Annotated in this window: 17 protein-coding genes; 2 read left to right on the forward strand and 15 right to left on the reverse strand. The window is 47.8% G+C overall.

The genetic code is table 11. The features are described from left to right. Window positions 1–52 precede the first annotated feature (52 nt). Entirely contained in the window at window positions 53–520 is a 468-nt protein-coding gene (gene dpsA / locus DYH48_RS03395; protein WP_011847543.1) for a DNA starvation/stationary phase protection protein DpsA, read from the reverse strand. A gap of 253 nt (window positions 521–773) precedes the next feature. On the opposite strand from dpsA, the gene DYH48_RS03400 reads away from it, so the two are divergent. Together DYH48_RS03400 and DYH48_RS03405 are read left to right on the forward strand one after the other, a co-directional pair. Next, window positions 774–1,139, forward strand: a complete 366-nt coding sequence (locus DYH48_RS03400; RefSeq protein WP_115334060.1) for a hypothetical protein — start codon at window positions 774–776, stop codon at window positions 1,137–1,139. 90 nt (window positions 1,140–1,229) lie between these two features. Further along, the gene (locus DYH48_RS03405) at window positions 1,230–1,793 is read left to right on the forward strand and encodes a GNAT family N-acetyltransferase (RefSeq protein ID WP_115334061.1); all 564 of its coding nucleotides are present in this window, start codon (window positions 1,230–1,232) and stop codon (window positions 1,791–1,793) included. A gap of 192 nt (window positions 1,794–1,985) precedes the next feature. On the opposite strand, the gene lipA is transcribed toward DYH48_RS03405, so the two are convergent. The 14 genes from lipA to leuS all read right to left on the reverse strand — a co-directional run bounded on the left by lipA (window position 1,986) and on the right by leuS (window position 16,216). Further along, window positions 1,986–2,951, reverse strand: a complete 966-nt coding sequence (lipA, locus tag DYH48_RS03410; protein ID WP_006082760.1) for a lipoyl synthase — start codon at window positions 2,949–2,951, stop codon at window positions 1,986–1,988. Continuing rightward, window positions 2,948–3,601 (reverse strand): lipoyl(octanoyl) transferase LipB, encoded by a 654-nt coding sequence (gene lipB, locus DYH48_RS03415; RefSeq protein WP_006082759.1) that lies wholly within the window; start codon window positions 3,599–3,601, stop codon window positions 2,948–2,950. The genes lipA and lipB overlap by 4 nt, the downstream gene beginning before the upstream one ends. Before the next feature lie 92 nt (window positions 3,602–3,693). Beyond that, a complete protein-coding gene (gene ybeD / locus DYH48_RS03420) occupies window positions 3,694–3,960 on the reverse strand; it encodes a DUF493 family protein YbeD (protein ID WP_006082758.1) in 267 nt (88 codons plus the stop codon). A gap of 121 nt (window positions 3,961–4,081) precedes the next feature. Beyond that, a complete protein-coding gene (locus DYH48_RS03425) occupies window positions 4,082–5,257 on the reverse strand; it encodes a serine hydrolase (RefSeq protein ID WP_012089944.1) in 1,176 nt (391 codons plus the stop codon). A 141-nt stretch (window positions 5,258–5,398) separates the two neighbouring features. Continuing rightward, window positions 5,399–6,232 (reverse strand): septal ring lytic transglycosylase RlpA family protein, encoded by an 834-nt coding sequence (locus DYH48_RS03430; protein WP_115334062.1) that lies wholly within the window; start codon window positions 6,230–6,232, stop codon window positions 5,399–5,401. Next, window positions 6,216–7,286, reverse strand: coding sequence for a lytic murein transglycosylase B (mltB, locus tag DYH48_RS03435; protein ID WP_115334063.1), 1,071 nt, complete (start codon window positions 7,284–7,286; stop codon window positions 6,216–6,218). The genes DYH48_RS03430 and mltB overlap by 17 nt, the downstream gene beginning before the upstream one ends. A 16-nt stretch (window positions 7,287–7,302) precedes the next feature. Further along, a complete protein-coding gene (gene rodA / locus DYH48_RS03440) occupies window positions 7,303–8,409 on the reverse strand; it encodes a rod shape-determining protein RodA (RefSeq protein ID WP_006082754.1) in 1,107 nt (368 codons plus the stop codon). Next, complete coding sequence (gene mrdA / locus DYH48_RS03445) at window positions 8,406–10,262, reverse strand: penicillin-binding protein 2 (protein WP_006082753.1); 1,857 nt, start codon at window positions 10,260–10,262, stop codon at window positions 8,406–8,408. The genes rodA and mrdA overlap by 4 nt, the downstream gene beginning before the upstream one ends. Window positions 10,263–10,323: 61 nt before the next feature. Next, a complete protein-coding gene (gene rlmH, locus DYH48_RS03450) occupies window positions 10,324–10,794 on the reverse strand; it encodes a 23S rRNA (pseudouridine(1915)-N(3))-methyltransferase RlmH (protein ID WP_006082752.1) in 471 nt (156 codons plus the stop codon). After that, the gene (rsfS, locus tag DYH48_RS03455) at window positions 10,794–11,123 is read right to left on the reverse strand and encodes a ribosome silencing factor (protein ID WP_006082751.1); all 330 of its coding nucleotides are present in this window, start codon (window positions 11,121–11,123) and stop codon (window positions 10,794–10,796) included. The genes rlmH and rsfS overlap by 1 nt, the downstream gene beginning before the upstream one ends. A gap of 107 nt (window positions 11,124–11,230) precedes the next feature. Further along, complete coding sequence (gene nadD, locus DYH48_RS03460; RefSeq protein ID WP_115334064.1) at window positions 11,231–11,881, reverse strand: nicotinate-nucleotide adenylyltransferase; 651 nt, start codon at window positions 11,879–11,881, stop codon at window positions 11,231–11,233. Window positions 11,882–11,905: 24 nt separating this feature from the next. Continuing rightward, entirely contained in the window at window positions 11,906–12,937 is a 1,032-nt protein-coding gene (holA, locus tag DYH48_RS03465) for a DNA polymerase III subunit delta (protein WP_012587018.1), read from the reverse strand. A gap of 35 nt (window positions 12,938–12,972) precedes the next feature. Continuing rightward, the gene (locus DYH48_RS03470) at window positions 12,973–13,467 is read right to left on the reverse strand and encodes an LPS-assembly lipoprotein LptE (RefSeq protein WP_115334065.1); all 495 of its coding nucleotides are present in this window, start codon (window positions 13,465–13,467) and stop codon (window positions 12,973–12,975) included. A gap of 169 nt (window positions 13,468–13,636) precedes the next feature. Then, the gene (gene leuS / locus DYH48_RS03475) at window positions 13,637–16,216 is read right to left on the reverse strand and encodes a leucine--tRNA ligase (RefSeq protein WP_115334066.1); all 2,580 of its coding nucleotides are present in this window, start codon (window positions 16,214–16,216) and stop codon (window positions 13,637–13,639) included. Window positions 16,217–16,325 lie beyond the last annotated feature (109 nt).

The raw sequence follows: 16,325 nt of genomic DNA on the forward strand, positions 1-16,325 counted from the left end.
AACCGCTTGGCGACTTTTTTGTTTTGGTTAGCGCAATAATACGGCTAGCGAATTATTCCGTTAATAAGCTGCGTAGCATCCAGGCATTTTTCTCATGCAGCTGAATACGTTGGGTAAGCAGATCCGCAGTCGCTTCGTCATTGGCTTGATTCACCAGTGGATACAGGGCTCTGGCATTACGGATCACTAACTCTTGATCGTTTAACAGTTCGCGGATCATGGTTTCGGCTTTGGTGATGCCCTGATCTTCTTTAATCTCGGTCAGCGCGGCATAGGCCGAATAGGACCCTAGCGCTCTGGCACCTAATGCACGTACTCGCTCTGCGATAAGGTCAACCGCAAGGGCAAGTTCGGTATACTGCTGTTCAAATAGCAAATGCAGGCTAGTGAACATGGGGCCGGTAACATTCCAGTGAAAGCTGTGGGTTTTAAGATACAGGCTGTAGCTGTCGGCCAAGAGTTGGTTGAGGCCAGCGGCGATTTCTTCTCTGTTGGCTTGATTGATACCTATATTTATCATGGCGTTCTCCTGCTATTGTCTTACTGAGTGTGTTCAGTCTAATCTTCTGATATTAAATGTAAAATGAGTAAATTAGATTTTATACATCTATAAATCCGATTGAACATTCCTGCGTTAAACGCCGTAATGGTGCTGCCATTAATCGGCTTGATATCAGCTCCATTAGCCGCGTGGCAGTAACAATGCCTAGGCAGAACTGCTATCCTAGCGGCATATTGTGAGTCGATACTTGAATTGAATAAAACTGACCCTAATGAATAAATCAGCCTATTTAACCGCCATGAATGTGACAACTTGGCGAGTGCGCGACACTAAGGTGAAACCTTATTTAGTGATTTGGGATGAAAACGGTGAGTTACCCGAGGCTGAACCGCTTATCGACGCTGTGCTAAAGCTTATCGACGTCAAACGCGAAGAATGTGATTTTGATTGTGAGCCCCATACGGGTAAACAGATTGTCTGGGATTTGCGCCGCCATAAAGTGAGGCCACGCACCGCATGGTTAGTGTCTGAACCCTTAGCCGATTTGTTAGTGGGTTGGCAGGCTAAAAGCGCGCTCTGGCAGCAGATTTACCAATGGCGCGAGCAAGTTAGCGGCCAAGTTGTGGTTAAGTCATAGTTCATACTTTATAAAGCATATTGAAGTCAGTCTTAAATAAGTCTCCCGAACACAGAACAGTTTAATAACGAATATTTTGGAATACATGCTTTGAACACCCCTTCTGTCGATAGCCCATTCGCAGCACAACTTGCCACACAACTCACCTTAGGTTTGCCTGTGGAACTGGTCGCGCTGACACCAACCTATGTTCCTCAAATGGCGCAGCTTGAATCCTTGGCCCATAGCCACCCCATGAGTGAGGGGAACCTTGCCGATTGTTTCGGGCATTTGTATCGTGTTTTAGGTTTAAAGCTGAGTGCAGGATCAGATGCTAATACTGACGCTGCTTCAGATCCGGATTCGGTTGATGGCCTTTTAGGTTTTGCAATAGTGCAGCAAATTGTTGATGAAGTGACTTTATTGGATATTTGTCTATTACCAAGCCAGCAGGGTAAAGGCTACGGCAAGTTATTACTGAATGCTGTGGTGGCTTCGGCCAAGGCATCAGCCGCTGTGGTGCTTATGCTAGAAGTGCGAGAATCCAATCTTGCCGCCCGTGCTTTATATCAAAAGGCTGGCTTTATTGAATCGGGACGTCGCAAAGGTTACTACCCAATAGCAGGCGGTAAAGAAGACGCTATCTTGATGGATTTAGCGATAACCCAAGAATAAGCTGAGCATTCGCATTCATGTCGTAAAAAGATAGCAACGCGAACGATTGTGATAAGTCGTTATCACAAAACACAGCCATAAAAAACAGCGCTTAAGCGCTGTTTTTTTATTTGGATAACCCTAACTCTATCTCACTTAAACTCAGCGTCACCTGAAGTTTGCATCAAGGTTATCCGCATCTAAGTAAGAAGGTTATTTGACTTCTTTACCTTGGGCTTGCAAGTCCGCATGGTAGCTTGAGCGCACTAATGGGCCACAGGCTGCATGGGTAAAACCTAACTCATCGGCTAAGGCTTTAAGCTCGTCAAACTCAGCTGGTGGCACATAACGTTCAACCGGCAAGTGGAACTTAGACGGCTGTAGGTATTGGCCTAAGGTCAGCATTTCAACGTTGTGGGCGCGCAAGTCACGTAATACTTGAGCGATTTCTTCGTTGGTCTCACCCAGTCCCATCATCAGGCCTGACTTAGTTGGCACATTGGGATGACGCTCTTTAAAGCGTTTGAGCAGATCGAGCGACCATTGGTAATTCGCACCTGGGCGCGCTTTACGATAATGCATTGGCGCCGTTTCTAAGTTGTGGTTGAACACATCAGGCGGCTCAGTCGACAAAATATCTAAGGCGGCATCGATACGACCACGGAAATCAGGCACTAAGGTTTCGATCTTGATGTCTGGATTCAGTTTACGAATTTCGCGGATACAATCGGCAAAATGCTGCGCGCCACCATCACGTAAATCGTCACGATCTACCGAGGTAATGACCACGTATTTCAGCTTCATATCGCGGATTGTTTGCGCCAATTTAACCGGCTCTTCGGCGTCAGGCTTAAGCGGACGACCATGGGCAACGTCGCAGAATGGGCAACGACGTGTACAAATCGCACCCAAAATCATAAAGGTCGCAGTGCCGTGGTTAAAGCATTCCGCGAGGTTAGGGCAAGATGCCTCTTCACAGACCGAGTGCAGGCCATTTTTACGCAGCGCTTGCTTGATCTCTAAAATGCGTTGATTCGATGCCGGCAGTTTAACCCGTAACCAATCGGGTTTACGCAACATAGTGTCGCGCTCTGAGGGGACGATTTTGACCGGAATACGAGACACTTTATCGGCATCTCTTAATTTTACTCCGGGTTGTAAACGTTCAGGCCTATTCATGACGCTGCTAATCCTTGATGATGAACTAGGTGTTGATAGCCCAGTAATTGGCTAAAAGTAATGGTGAGTTGCTCGCCCGCTTCAATCACGGTTTGTGGTCCGCCAAGCGCTTTGCATTGCACCATTTCAAGACCGGCATAACCACAAGGGTTGATGCGGCGAAATGGCGCCAGATCCATGTCGACATTGAGGGCTAATCCATGGAATGAACAGCCTTTACGAATGCGTAATCCTAGGGAGGCGATTTTGCGTTCATCCACATATACGCCTGGCGCATCTGCCTTGGCATAAGCGTTAATGTCGTACTTGGCGAGCATATCGACAATGCTTTGCTCTATATGGGTGACGAGTTGACGTACGCCGACTTTACTACGTTTTATATCGAGAAGAGGATATACCACTAGTTGGCCTGGGCCGTGGTAGGTGACTTGACCGCCGCGGTCCACTTGGATAACCGGAATATCGCCAGCATTTAAAATATGCTCGCTTTTGCCGGCTTGGCCTTGGGTAAACACGGGCGGATGCTCGACAATCCACAGTTCATCATGGCTTTCGCTGTCGCGCGTATCAGTGTAATGCTGCATCGCATGCCACACTGATTCGTAATCTTGTTTTCCAAGATGTCGAATGTGCAAAGTCGTGTCTTGCAAGGGCAACCTCTCCCCTTAGAAATGAGTGGGCTATTATACGCTTATTGGCCATAAATGTAAGACAGATCACATTTCATGGCCTTGAGGAATATTTATAGTACGCGGCGTACACCTTCGATGGCGGCAAGTTCAGTGTACAAAATCTCGATATGATCTTTGCTGGTGACTGTCACGCGAATCGTGATGGAGTGATAGCTGCCTTTGCTCGACGTTTTGGTCGACGGTGAGTAATCACCTGGTGCATGTTTCTGTACCACAGCCACAACTTTGTCAGTTAACGTTTCATGGGCTTCACCGACGACCTTAAAAGGAAATGCGCAGGGGAAATCCATCAGTTCATCAAATTTAGTGTCTAACATACTCAGTACTCTTAGCGGCTATATGGGGATATATATGGTGACGATTATACCCGATTCAAGGGCGATGCACTCCCCAAAAAAATAAAGCCACCCGAAGGTGGCTTTATTTATGTGACTTAGCTTAGCTAAACCATCCAGAAAACATCTGTTTAAAGTAATCTACTAATTTACTAAACCAGCTGCCTTCGTTGACTTCTTGCAACGTCACCAGTGGGAACTGGGCGATGTCTTTACCATCAAGTTGGAAGAATAGACGGCCAACAGTTTCACCTTTTTTCAACGGTGCATCTAATGGCTTAGTCAGCTCGAAGTTAGCTTTCAAGTCTTTACCACGGCCACGGCTGATGGTGATAGGTGTGTCAGTTGCCACGCCTAAATCAACTGTGCTCTTGTCGCCGTACCAAATTTGCTGAGTGATAAAGCTATCGCCCGCCTTGTATGGTGTTACGGTTTCGAAGAAACGGAAGCCATAGGTCAGTAATTTCTTACTTTCAGCTTTACGGGCAGATTCACTTTGAGTGCCCATCACCACTGAAATTAAACGCATGCCGTCTTTGGTTGCCGATGCCACTAAGTTGTAGCCCGCACCTGAGGTGTGACCGGTTTTGATACCGTCCACGTTCATGCTGTTATCCCACAATAAACCATTACGGTTGTATTGTTTGATACCATTGAATGTATAGAATTTTTCGCTATAGATGTGGTACTCATCTGGCACGTCACGGATTAACGCTGCGCCCAGTAATGCCATATCATAGGCGGTTGATTTGTGGTTTTCTGCATCTAAACCGTGGGCGTTTTCGAAGTAGCTATCACGCATCCCCAGTTGCTTCGCCCATGAGTTCATCATGTCAACGAAGGCGCCTTCTGTACCGGCAATGTGCTCGGCCATCGCCACACACGCATCGTTACCCGATTGAATGATGATACCGCGGTTTAGATCTCCCACTTTAACCGTAGTGCCCACTTCAATGAACATCTTAGAAGAGTCTGAGAAGTTTTTAGACCAAGCATTTTTACTGATAGTCACATCATCATCAACGGAGACATTGCCCGCTTTGATTTCTTGACCGATCACGTAACTGGTCATCATCTTAGTTAAACTGGCTGGGTTAAGGCTTTCGTAAGCGTTACTTTCAGCGATAATCTGACCCGAATTATAATCCATCAATACGAACGCCTTGGCGGCTACTGAAGGTGCATCAGGTGTAATAATAGGCTGCGCAGCATAAACGGGGAGAGAGGCACTGGAAATTAGCAGCAATGTTTTAATGGGACTTTTTACAAAATTCATCATTAACTTGGCACGTCTTTTAGTTGTATGAAATGGAAAGGATTCGAGAAGATCTTCAACAGTGTACCACTTTCCGACAGTGGGTTTTAGTGAAGGTTCCTTCATCTCTATTTTTAAATCAATTCTGATCAGAGCAAACGGTCATTATTCATGGACGATATAGCCCTCAGGAAAACCATTTTGCTTGACGTTATTGAGTAGCTTGTCGGCTAACTCTGGCTGGCCTATGGGGCCGAGCTGTAGTCTAAACATATTGTTTGCTGCTTGTACACGGGTCTTGACCTGATATTTCTGTTCAAGCTCTTTCGCCATGGCATTGAGTTTGGCCCTATCTTTGGAGGCCACTAACTGAATGTAATGATTGCCCGTATCTTGTGCGCTAGCTACGCCCGAATTAGTAGCTGCAACACTGCCAACATAAACCACATCCAGTTTTATCCGCGCTGTGCCTTTGCCGAGCATACCGAGTTTATGGGCGGCGGCGTAGGAGACATCGAGAATACGATCTGAATGGAATGGTCCACGGTCGTTGATGCGAATGATCACTTGCTTATTGTTATCTAAGTTAGTGATCCGAGCGTAACTCGGCAGTGGCAGTGTCTTATGGGCGCCCGACATGGAATACATATCATAGGGCTCGCCATTAGAGGTCTCGTAGCCATGGAATTTCTCTCCATACCAAGAGGCGCGTCCGGTTTCACTAAAGCCTTGGCCCGTGTTCATCACAGTATAAGACTCGCCGTAAACCGTATAGGGCTTGTTGCCACGGCGGCTATAGGGCTCGTACTTAGGCGTCGCGTTCGGCACATTATCCACATTCGGTGGATTCAGCGGCAGCTTGTCATTCTTCAGCGAATAACGGCCCTTGTTCGGGTCCATGTTTTTCTTGCTGGCGTTGTTTGGGCTTGAAGAACACGCCGCAAGGGCGAAGCACATAACCAAGGCGGCAAGCTGTAAAAGATTATTTTTTAGAGGCATGCTGTTCTTTTAATTGTTGGCTAAATTGATAAACGGCCATTGAATACAAAGGGCTACGATTATAGCGAGTGATCACATAAAAGTTATTTAAGCCAATCCAGTAATCACTGTGATCCGCTTGTTCAAGCTCAATCAGTAAGGCTTTTTGCGAAACATCTAAGTCCCGCGCATCGGCTAAGGCTAAGGTAGGCGTTAAAATATCTGCAACTTTATAGTTCAGCTTTTCACCTGCCCACACTTTCGCTTTAGGTGCTGTTTTGCTGTTATTCACTAACGGTAAAGCGACCGGCGCATTGGCTTGCCAACCGTGTTCGTGGAAATAATTGGCCACACTGCCGATGGCATCCTCAGGACTTTGTAATAAATCGCGGTTGCCGCTGCCATCGAAATCAACCGCGTAATGGCGATAACTTGAGGGGATAAACTGGCCATAACCCATAGCGCCTGCGTAGGAGCCCTTGAGGGTATCTATATTTAAATGTTCTTCTTTCACTAACTTCATCAACTCGCCAAATTCCTTACGGAAAAAGGTGGCGCGCGGCGGATAGTGAAACCCTAAGGTATAGAGGGCATCAATCACAGGATAATTGCCCGTGTATTGGCCGTAGAAGGTTTCAATGCCGATGATGGCGACAATAATCTGTGGGTCAACTTTGTACTTAGCCGCGGCTTTCGCGATGGTTTTCTCGTGTTTTTTCCAAAAGGCGAGACCAGCGTCGAGGCGTTTCTCGGTTAAGAAGATGGGATAATACACATGCCAAGGTTTTGCTTCCCATGGGCGGGTCATCGCATCGATAACCCCTTGGTTGTATTTTGCCTTGTCGAGAAAAGCGAGCACTTCTGCACGAGTAAAACCTTGTTTTACTTGAGCTTGGATAAACTCTTCTTTAAGTTCAGCGGGAATTGTGGGCGCGATTTCAGCGGCCGGAGCCACTGGCGTGCTTGGAACGGGTGCCTGCGCGGGTGTCGGTTCGTTCGCCGTGGTACAGGCGACTAACAATGAACTAAAACACAGTAAACCGAGTGGAGCTAAAAAAGCTCGGAGAGTAGGCATGAAAAGTCCCTAAAAATTATCTATCTACGAAACGTCTATGGGTATGAATGCTCATAAGAATGCCAAACCCTGTCATCAATGTCAGCATGGAGGTTCCACCATAACTGACAAGGGGCAGTGGTACACCTACCACGGGCAGGATACCTGAAACCATGCCAATATTCACAAAAACATAAACGAAAAAAGTCAGCGTGATACTACCGGCGAGCAGTCGAGCAAAACTGGTTTGGGCGCGCGAAGCAATGACTAAACCGCGGCCAATAATATAGAGGTACATAATTAACAGTAAGATACTGCCAATTAAGCCAAATTCTTCACCGATCACCGCAAAGATAAAATCGGTATGACGTTCAGGGATAAATTCAAGCTGTGACTGAGTGCCGTCGAGCCAACCTTTGCCCCAGAGTCCGCCAGAGCCGATAGCGATTTTCGACTGAATAATGTGGTAACCCGCGCCGAGGGGATCTTGCTCAGGATCGAGCAGGGTCAATACCCGTGTTCTTTGGTAATCGTGCATCAAGAAATACCAAAGGATAGGCAGGAAGGCGAGCACTGCGGCGATAAAGCCACCAACAATGAGCCAGCTCATGCCGGATAAAAACAGCACGAAAATGCCTGATGCAGCCACCAAAATCGATGTGCCGAGGTCGGGTTGTTTAGCGATAAGTAGAGTCGGCACCAGCAAGATCACCGCCGCACCCGCAAGATAGCGTTTCTTCGGCGGTAGAGGGAACTTACTGATATACCAAGCCATAGTAATGGGGAAGGCGAGTTTAATCAGCTCTGAGGGTTGAAACTCCATAAAGCCTAAGTTCAACCAGCGCTGTGCGCCTTTGTTGATTTCACCGAAAAAATGCACCCCAAGCAGCAAGACAATCCCCGCCAGATAAATGGGTAAGGCCCAGCGTTTAAGGGCCTCAGGATTGATTTGCGCCATAGTGAACATGATGCCGAGCGACAGTACCATACGGAACAGCTGCCGCTCCATCATCTCTAAATCTTCACCGCTGGCAGAATAGATGACGAACAGGCCAAAGCCCATCACAGCCAATAGGCCGAGCAATAATGGCAAGTCTATGTGTAAGCGTTGCCAGATGTTTTGATATTGGCTATGGGTACTCATGGTTGCGGTTTCCAAGTATCTCTAAGCATATATTCATCGAGCATGGCGCGAGCGACGGGGCCAGCATTTGCGCCACCCCAACCTGCGTTTTCCATCACGACTGCGAGGACGATTTTAGGATCTTCGAAGGGCGCATAGGCCACAACTAAGGCATTATCGCGGAAATGTTCGGCAATTTTACTCGCATCGTATTTGGTATTTTCTGCTACGCCAATAACCTGCGCCGTACCTGTTTTCATCGCGGCGGTGTAAGTGGCATCGGTAAAGCGTGATTTATTCGCCGTCTGGCGCATCGCTTCGTTGATGATATTCCAGTTACGGGGACTATTAAGCTCAATCGGCGGTAACTCATTAATCGGTGAGTCAATCTTGGCCGTATTGTCTTTAATGGACTTCAGCAGATGCGGCGGAAAACGACGGCCTTTGTTAGCCATGATCCCAACGGCATTCGCCAGTTGTAATGGGGTTGCTGTCCAATAACCTTGGCCAATACCGACGGAAATGGTATCGCCTATGTACCAAGCTTGATTGTACTTTAAGCGTTTCCATTCTTTGGATGGCATGTTGCCGGAGGATTCTTCAAAGATATCGATTCCGGTATTTTGACCAAAGCCAAATTGCTCCATAAAGCGGGCAATATGGTCTACCCCAACTTTGTAGGCGAGTTCGTAGAAGAAGGTATCGCAGGATTCGGTAATGGCACTGTAAACGTTAACCCAGCCGTGTCCCCAGCGTCTCCAGTCACGGTACTTACGTTCGACACCGGGAATTTGCCAAAAACCTGGGTCCCACACACGGGTGCTCTCGGTAATGACTTTTTCATCTAAACCTAAGAGTGCGAGATGGGGCTTGATGGTTGATGCGGGCGCATATTGACCTTGGGTTGCGCGGTTGATCAAGGGGCGTGATTTATCGTTGAGTAAGGCGCTGTAATCTTTGTTATTAATTCCTTGTACAAATTGGTTTGGATCATAGCTTGGGCTCGACACCATAGCTAAAACGCCACCGTCACGGGGATCGATTGCAACAATAGAACCGCGCAGACCTGTGAGTAGCTCAACCGCTTTTTGCTGCAGCTTCAGATCTAACGTCAGGTAAATATCTTGCCCCGGCTCTGGCGGCACAATTTTTAAGGTGCGAATCGCGCGGCCGCGGTTGTTCACTTCTTCTTCTAAGTGACCCGGTTTGCCATGCAGTAGGGATTCATAAAATTTTTCAATGCCTTGCTTACCAATGTCTTTGGTAGCCGCATAGTTTTTCCACAGATCGCTGCGCTCTAACTGGGCGCGATCTCGGGTGTTAATCTTGCCGACATAACCCAGCACATGGGTGATTTGCGCGCCATAGGGATAATTACGCTTCAGACCCGCTTCGACTGAAATGCCTGGAAATTTATGTTGGTTAACACTGAAAATCGCCACTTGCTCTTCGGTCAGCTGGTTTTTCAGCGTCAGTGGTTTGAAGCGGCGATGAAATTTCAGCGCTTCGGTAAAGGTTTCGCGTTCATCCTCACTGATCTCAATTAACTTGCCGAGCTCATCTAAGGTCTCTGACATGTTACTGATTTTTTCGGGAACTAGATCGAGGGAATAAAAGGGTAAGTTTTCAGCTAATAGCACGCCGTTACGATCGTAAATGAGACCACGGCTCGGGGCAATTGGGACAACGCGGATACGGTTATCGTTCGAGCGAGTTTCATAATCCTTATAGGATTCAACCTGTAAATGATAAAGGTTGGTAACTAACACGCTTAATAGGGCGAAAACGCAAAAAAAGGTGAATAGCGCTCGGCGCTTAAAAAGAGACGCCTCGGCGGCGTGATCATGCATTGTTATCCGCTTTTTTGGCGACACTTATGCTATCTCCGGCTGATCCCATGACGGGTGGTTGACACTCGTTAACATCAAGATCCCGCTATTCTCTATGGTAGGGGTGATTCGTGTTCACGCTCCACGCGCGGTACAAACTTTCGGCGACCACAACCCGTACTAGGGGATGAGGTAAGGTTAATGCCGACAGGCACCAACTTTGGTTTGCCGCTTCTTTGCAAGCTGGCGCTAATCCTTCCGGTCCGCCAATCAGTAAACTGACATCGCGACCATCCAGTTGCCATTTAGTCAACGCGGTTGCTAGCTCGGGGGTCGTCCAGTTTTTGCCGGGGAGATCTAAGCTAACAATATGATTGCCTTTGGGAATAGCCGCCAACATTTGTTCGCCTTCCTTTTGAAGGATCCGGACAATGTCGGCATTTTTCCCCCGCTTTCCAGCGGGTATTTCGATGAGCTCCAGCGCCATATCACGGGGAAAACGGCGCTGGTATTCTTCGAAACCACGGGTAACCCAATCGGGCATCCGTGTTCCTACTGCGATGAGCTGTAACTTCATCAGTCTTGCTTTTCTGACCAGAGCTTTTCAAGCTGGTAGAAATCACGGGTTTGATCTTGCATAACGTGCAGGATCACATCGCCCATGTCCACAAGAACCCATTCGCTGCTTTCGCGGCCTTCAACACCTAAAGGTGGAATACCGGCTTTTTTCGCTTCAACCACAAGGTTTTCAGCGATAGCTTTAACGTGAGTCTTTGATGTACCTGAACATATGACCATGTAGTCAGTGATGTTAGATTGCTTGCTGACATCCAGAACAACAACGTCTCTGGCTTTCAAGTCGTCGATCTTGTCGACAACAAACTGTTTTAATTCCGCGCTCTGCACGCTGGCGTACCTCATTAATTTTAAATAGCGCGGTAGTATACCAGTGTTGCTGCTGGGAATACATTGCCATTGGCAGTTGAGTTGGCGATATCTGCTTACGGTTCGAGCTAAGGTAAGTAAAGTCGTTGATTTTGGATGTAATCTAGCGTGACGGGCATGAGTAAATCGACGGGAATTTCGCCTTTTGCCAGTTGTTCGCGGATTTGAGTCGAGGAAATATCCTGTGGCGTAATTGTCACAGGGAAAATCTGCCCACTGTTTTTATGGGTACTTTTAGCATGCCCTTCGTGTGTTTCTTTGGGCGCTTGACTGCGGGCCGTCAATATCTGCTGCATAGGATGCGCAGCATCGAGCTGCCACCCCGGGCGCTGGCAGACAACGAGGTGGGCAAAGTCGAATAGGCGTTGCCACTCATACCAGCTTTTTAATTGGAGGAAAGAGTCCATCCCCATGATAAAAAACAGCTCATGTTCAGGATGTAAGCTTTTCAGTTGCTCAAGGGTGACCACTGTGTAGGAAGGCGTGTCGCGTTTAGCTTCGATATCGCACAGCTCAAAGCCATCAAGCTGCGAGCAGACATCGGCAACCATCTTGAGCCGCTGCGCTGTGGTTAAGTTAGGCTGCTGTTTATGGGGCGGGATATGGTTCGGCATCAGTAGGATTTTATCCAAGGCTAATGCGTGTTTTACTTCAATCGCCGGACGGATATGACCATAGTGTATCGGGTCGAAGGTGCCGCCTAAAATACCAATGCGCATATCAACTCTTTGGTTAACCTATGATTAGTCTATGGCTATATGTGCCAGATGCCGATGGGCTCGAGGATCAAATAACAGACACAGGTGGCTGAGCCCAGTCCAATCCTCTTTACCCTGCTGCTTTAAGTTGAGCTCAAGTTTCGAGGCGAGGGCGAGCATGTGTTCGAGCTGTTCGAGGCTGAGCCGTTGCAGCGCCGCTTGATAAAGAGGCTTACGTTTATCCCAAATTCGATGTTTACTCCAGAGCGCACTCAGCGCGACGCCTTGGGCTTGCTCGCATTTCAAATTGAATAATAAGCCGAGCTCTTTAAACAAGGCCCACAGTAGGATAGGTAAGGCTGTGCCTTCGCCATTGAGCTGGGCCAGCATGTGCTGCGCGCTATCCTGTTTATTATTCAGTAATGCATCCGTGAGTTGGAATACGGTGAAGCGCGACTGATCCTCAAAATAGTGGCTCAGTTCATCGGCACTGACGGGATTTGTTGGACTCAGGAGTTGCAGCAACTGCATGGCTTGATCGGCAGCCAGTAAATTGCCTTCATAAAGCGAATGCAACATAGCGCGGGCATCCGGCTGCAGATTGAGCTTAAAGTGCTTGATGCGGCCATCGAGCCAGCGCATAAACTGATCGCCCTCTGGCGTAGCGCAGGGCAGATACATGCCATGGGCATCTAAGGTCTTAAACCATTTGCTGTTGGTTTGCTCGTTGGCGAGCTTTGGCCCTTCGATAATCAACAGCATATCGGGATTGGGCGTCTGCAATAGGGCTTGCAGTGTACTTGAGCCTTCGGCACCGGGCTTAGATTGTGGAAGGGTTAACTCAATCAGACGCTTACTGGAAAACAGGCTCATGGCCTGCCATTCCTGAGTCAAGTCGTTCCAATTAAAGCCCGTCTCTTGAATGAGTTGGACTTTTTCATCGAAACCCTGACGCTTGGCAAATTGGCGGATCTGATCTTTGGTGGTTTCAATCAACCAAGGATCATCACCAAAAATCAGATAACAAGGAAATAACTGGTTGAGGTGGCGGGAGAGTTGATCGGGATAGACTCTCATTTAGTAGATTATCCGCATTAAATTGATGACCCGCATTAATTCACCTCAGTACTGGCCATCGCTTGCAGAATACGATCCGCAGCTTGGATACGCATTTCCTTCGTCAGCAATTCCATTTCACGACTCTTTGCCAATGCGGTACGTGGATCGTCTAAGTAGTCGCGGCGAATTTCAACCTTGAAAGGCTGCGCTTCTTTACCCGGCAATGCCACAGCAAATTCGACTAAATAAATCAGCTCATACTCGGCGACGTTACCAGTGGGGTACAAAGATAAGGTCGAGCGTTCTAGGGAGTCGGTGATTAACCTTAATACTGGAACGTCATCGGCGGCGTCGACAACTTGGATATTGTTCAAGCGCAGGCGTTCACGCACCAAACGGGTGAGTTCGCTGTATTCATCCGCGCTGCTCAAACTCAAATGATTGAGGGCATCGGGGATTTGATAACTGCGTTGAAGCTTAAAACCGCAACCGGCGCTGGTCATAATTACTAGCGCCATGATTGCGAAGCATATGCGTTTGATAAGCATAGATTTCGCGGTTTCCTATTCGTTGTATACCTGCTGGCTTGAAGCGTCCGCTTTGTTGGCGGCTTTCAAGTAACCCAATCACTTAGAATACTTAAGCTCATGGGCTGTTGTTAATTGCCGCCTTGCTACCACTTCAATAACTTAGGGTATAGCTAGTTATTAGCAGCGGTTAATTGGCCACTATGCTAAGCAGTTTACCCGGCACATAGATCACTTTACGCACAGTCAGGCCGTCTAGGTATTTGATCACGTGCTCATCACTCATGCCTAAGGCTTCTACTGATTCTTTATCAGCATCGGCAGCCACTGTGATTTTTGCGCGAACTTTACCGTTAACTTGCACAACGATGAGTTTGCTGTCTTCAACTAGCGCAGCTTCATCAACGACTGGCCATTGGCTGTCTTCGATGTTGCTAGCATTGCCTAACTCGTTCCACAGGTTAAAGCTCACATGCGGAATGATAGGGTACAGCAAACGCACTATGGCGGATAAGGCTTCGCCGATAATGGCGTTGTCTTGACCTGTGGTTTGTGGTGCTTTTTGCAGATGGTTCATCAGTTCCATCACGGCGGCAACCGCAGTGTTGAACATCTGACGGCGGCCGATATCGTCGGTCACTTTAGCGATAGTCTTGTGGACTTCACGGCGCAGCGCTTTTTGGTCACTTGTTAACGTGCTGACATCTAAGGTTTCGCTGTTACCTTGGTTCACATGCTCGTTTGCCAATTTCCACAGACGTTTAATGAAGCGGTGTGCGCCTTCAACGCCAGACTCTTGCCATTCCAGAGTTAATTCTGGTGGTGAGGCGAACATCATAAATAGACGAACCGTGTCGGCGCCGTATTTTTCAACCATGACTTGAGGATCGATACCGTTGTTTTTCGACTTAGACATCTTGCTCATGCCGGTATAAACCAGCTCGTTGCCGTCTTTGTCGATAGCCTTAGTAATGCGGCCCTTGTCGTCTTTTTCTGTGGTCGCTACATCTAAAGGAGAAACCCAAACACGGGCGCCTTTTTCGTTGATGTAGTAGAAAGCATCTGCCAGCACCATGCCTTGGGTCAGCAGTTGTTTGGCTGGCTCGTTAGAGTTAACCAGACCTGCATCACGCAGTAACTTGTGGAAGAAGCGGAAATATAACAAATGCATACACGCGTGTTCGATACCGCCAATGTATTGATCCACAGGTAGCCAGTAGTTGGCTTTAGCGGGATCTAACATTTCGTCTGCATGCGGGCTGCAGTAACGGGCGTAATACCAAGACGATTCCATAAAGGTATCGAAGGTATCGGTTTCGCGTAGCGCATCTTGACCGTTGACTTGGGTTTTTGCCCATTCTTTATCGGCCTTGATTGGGCTTTGAATCCCGTCCATCACGACATCTTCTGGCAGTAATACTGGCAGTTGATCTGCTGGCGTTGGGATCACAGTGCCGTCGGCTAAGGTCACCATAGGAATAGGTGCGCCCCAGTAACGCTGACGTGAAACACCCCAATCGCGTAGGCGATAGTTGACTTGGCGCTTGCCTTTACCTTCGGCAACTAACTTGTTGGCTATGGCATTAAAGCCCGCTTCAAAGTCTAAACCGTCAAACTCTCCTGAGTTAAACAGTATGCCTTTTTCGGTATAAGCGGCTTCGCTAATGTCCACTTCGCCATCAACAGGCTTGATCACAGCCTCAATCGCTAGACCGTATTTTTTCGCAAATTCGAAGTCACGTTGATCGTGGCCTGGAACTGACATCACAGCGCCTGTGCCATAGTTCATCAACACAAAGTTAGCTGCCCAAATTGGGACTTGCTTACCAGTAATAGGATGAATGGCGAAAAGCCCTGTCGCGACACCGCGTTTTTCCATGGTCGCGAGTTCGGCTTCTGATGTTGTGCTGTTTTTGCACTCATCGATAAAGGCGGCAAGCTCAGGATTGGTGTGCGCGGCGATTTCAGCCAATGGATGACCTGCAGCAATCGCCACATAAGTCACGCCCATTAAGGTATCAGGACGCGTGGTATAGATATCGAAGCTTTTATCGTGGCCTGCGACGCCGAAGGTCATTTCTACACCTTCGCTGCGACCAATCCAGTTACGTTGCATGGTTTTGACCTGATCAGGCCAGCCATCTAAGGTATCGATATCGTTTAATAATTCTTCTGCATAGGCAGTGATCTTAATAAACCACTGTGGAATTTCTTTTTGTTCCACAGGGGTATCACAGCGCCAGCAGCAACCGTCTTGAACTTGCTCGTTCGCCAGTACGGTTTCATCATTTGGACACCAGTTGACCGAAGCTGTCTTTTTGTAGACTAGGCCTTTCTCGTACAACTTAGTGAAGAACCATTGTTCCCAGCGATAATATTCTGGGGTACAAGTGGCGATTTCACGGCTCCAATCGTAACCAAAACCCAGCAGTTTCAGCTGGTTCTTCATGTACTCTATGTTTTCATAGGTCCATGGCGCAGGCGCAGTCTTGTTGTTAATCGCGGCATTTTCTGCGGGCAGACCAAATGAGTCCCAACCGATAGGCTGGAGCACGTTTTTGCCTTGAAGACGTTGAAAGCGTGCAACTACGTCACCTATGGTATAGTTGCGTACGTGTCCCATGTGGAGTCTGCCAGAAGGGTACGGAAACATCGAAAGGCAATAAAACTTTTCTTTGTTTGCGTCTTCAGTGACTTCGAAGGTTTTGTTGTCATGCCAGTGCTTTTGCACTAAGGCTTCAATTTCTGAGGGATTATATTGCTCTTGCATCACTCTATTTCCGGCAGTGCCGCCTATTATTTGATCTAACGCCATATCAGCGCGAGTAAGATCTGCATAGAATAAACTAGAAGCGATGCATTAAAAAGGTTCGTATGAA

The organism is Shewanella baltica, assembly GCF_900456975.1.
Lineage (GTDB): Bacteria > Pseudomonadota > Gammaproteobacteria > Enterobacterales > Shewanellaceae > Shewanella > Shewanella baltica.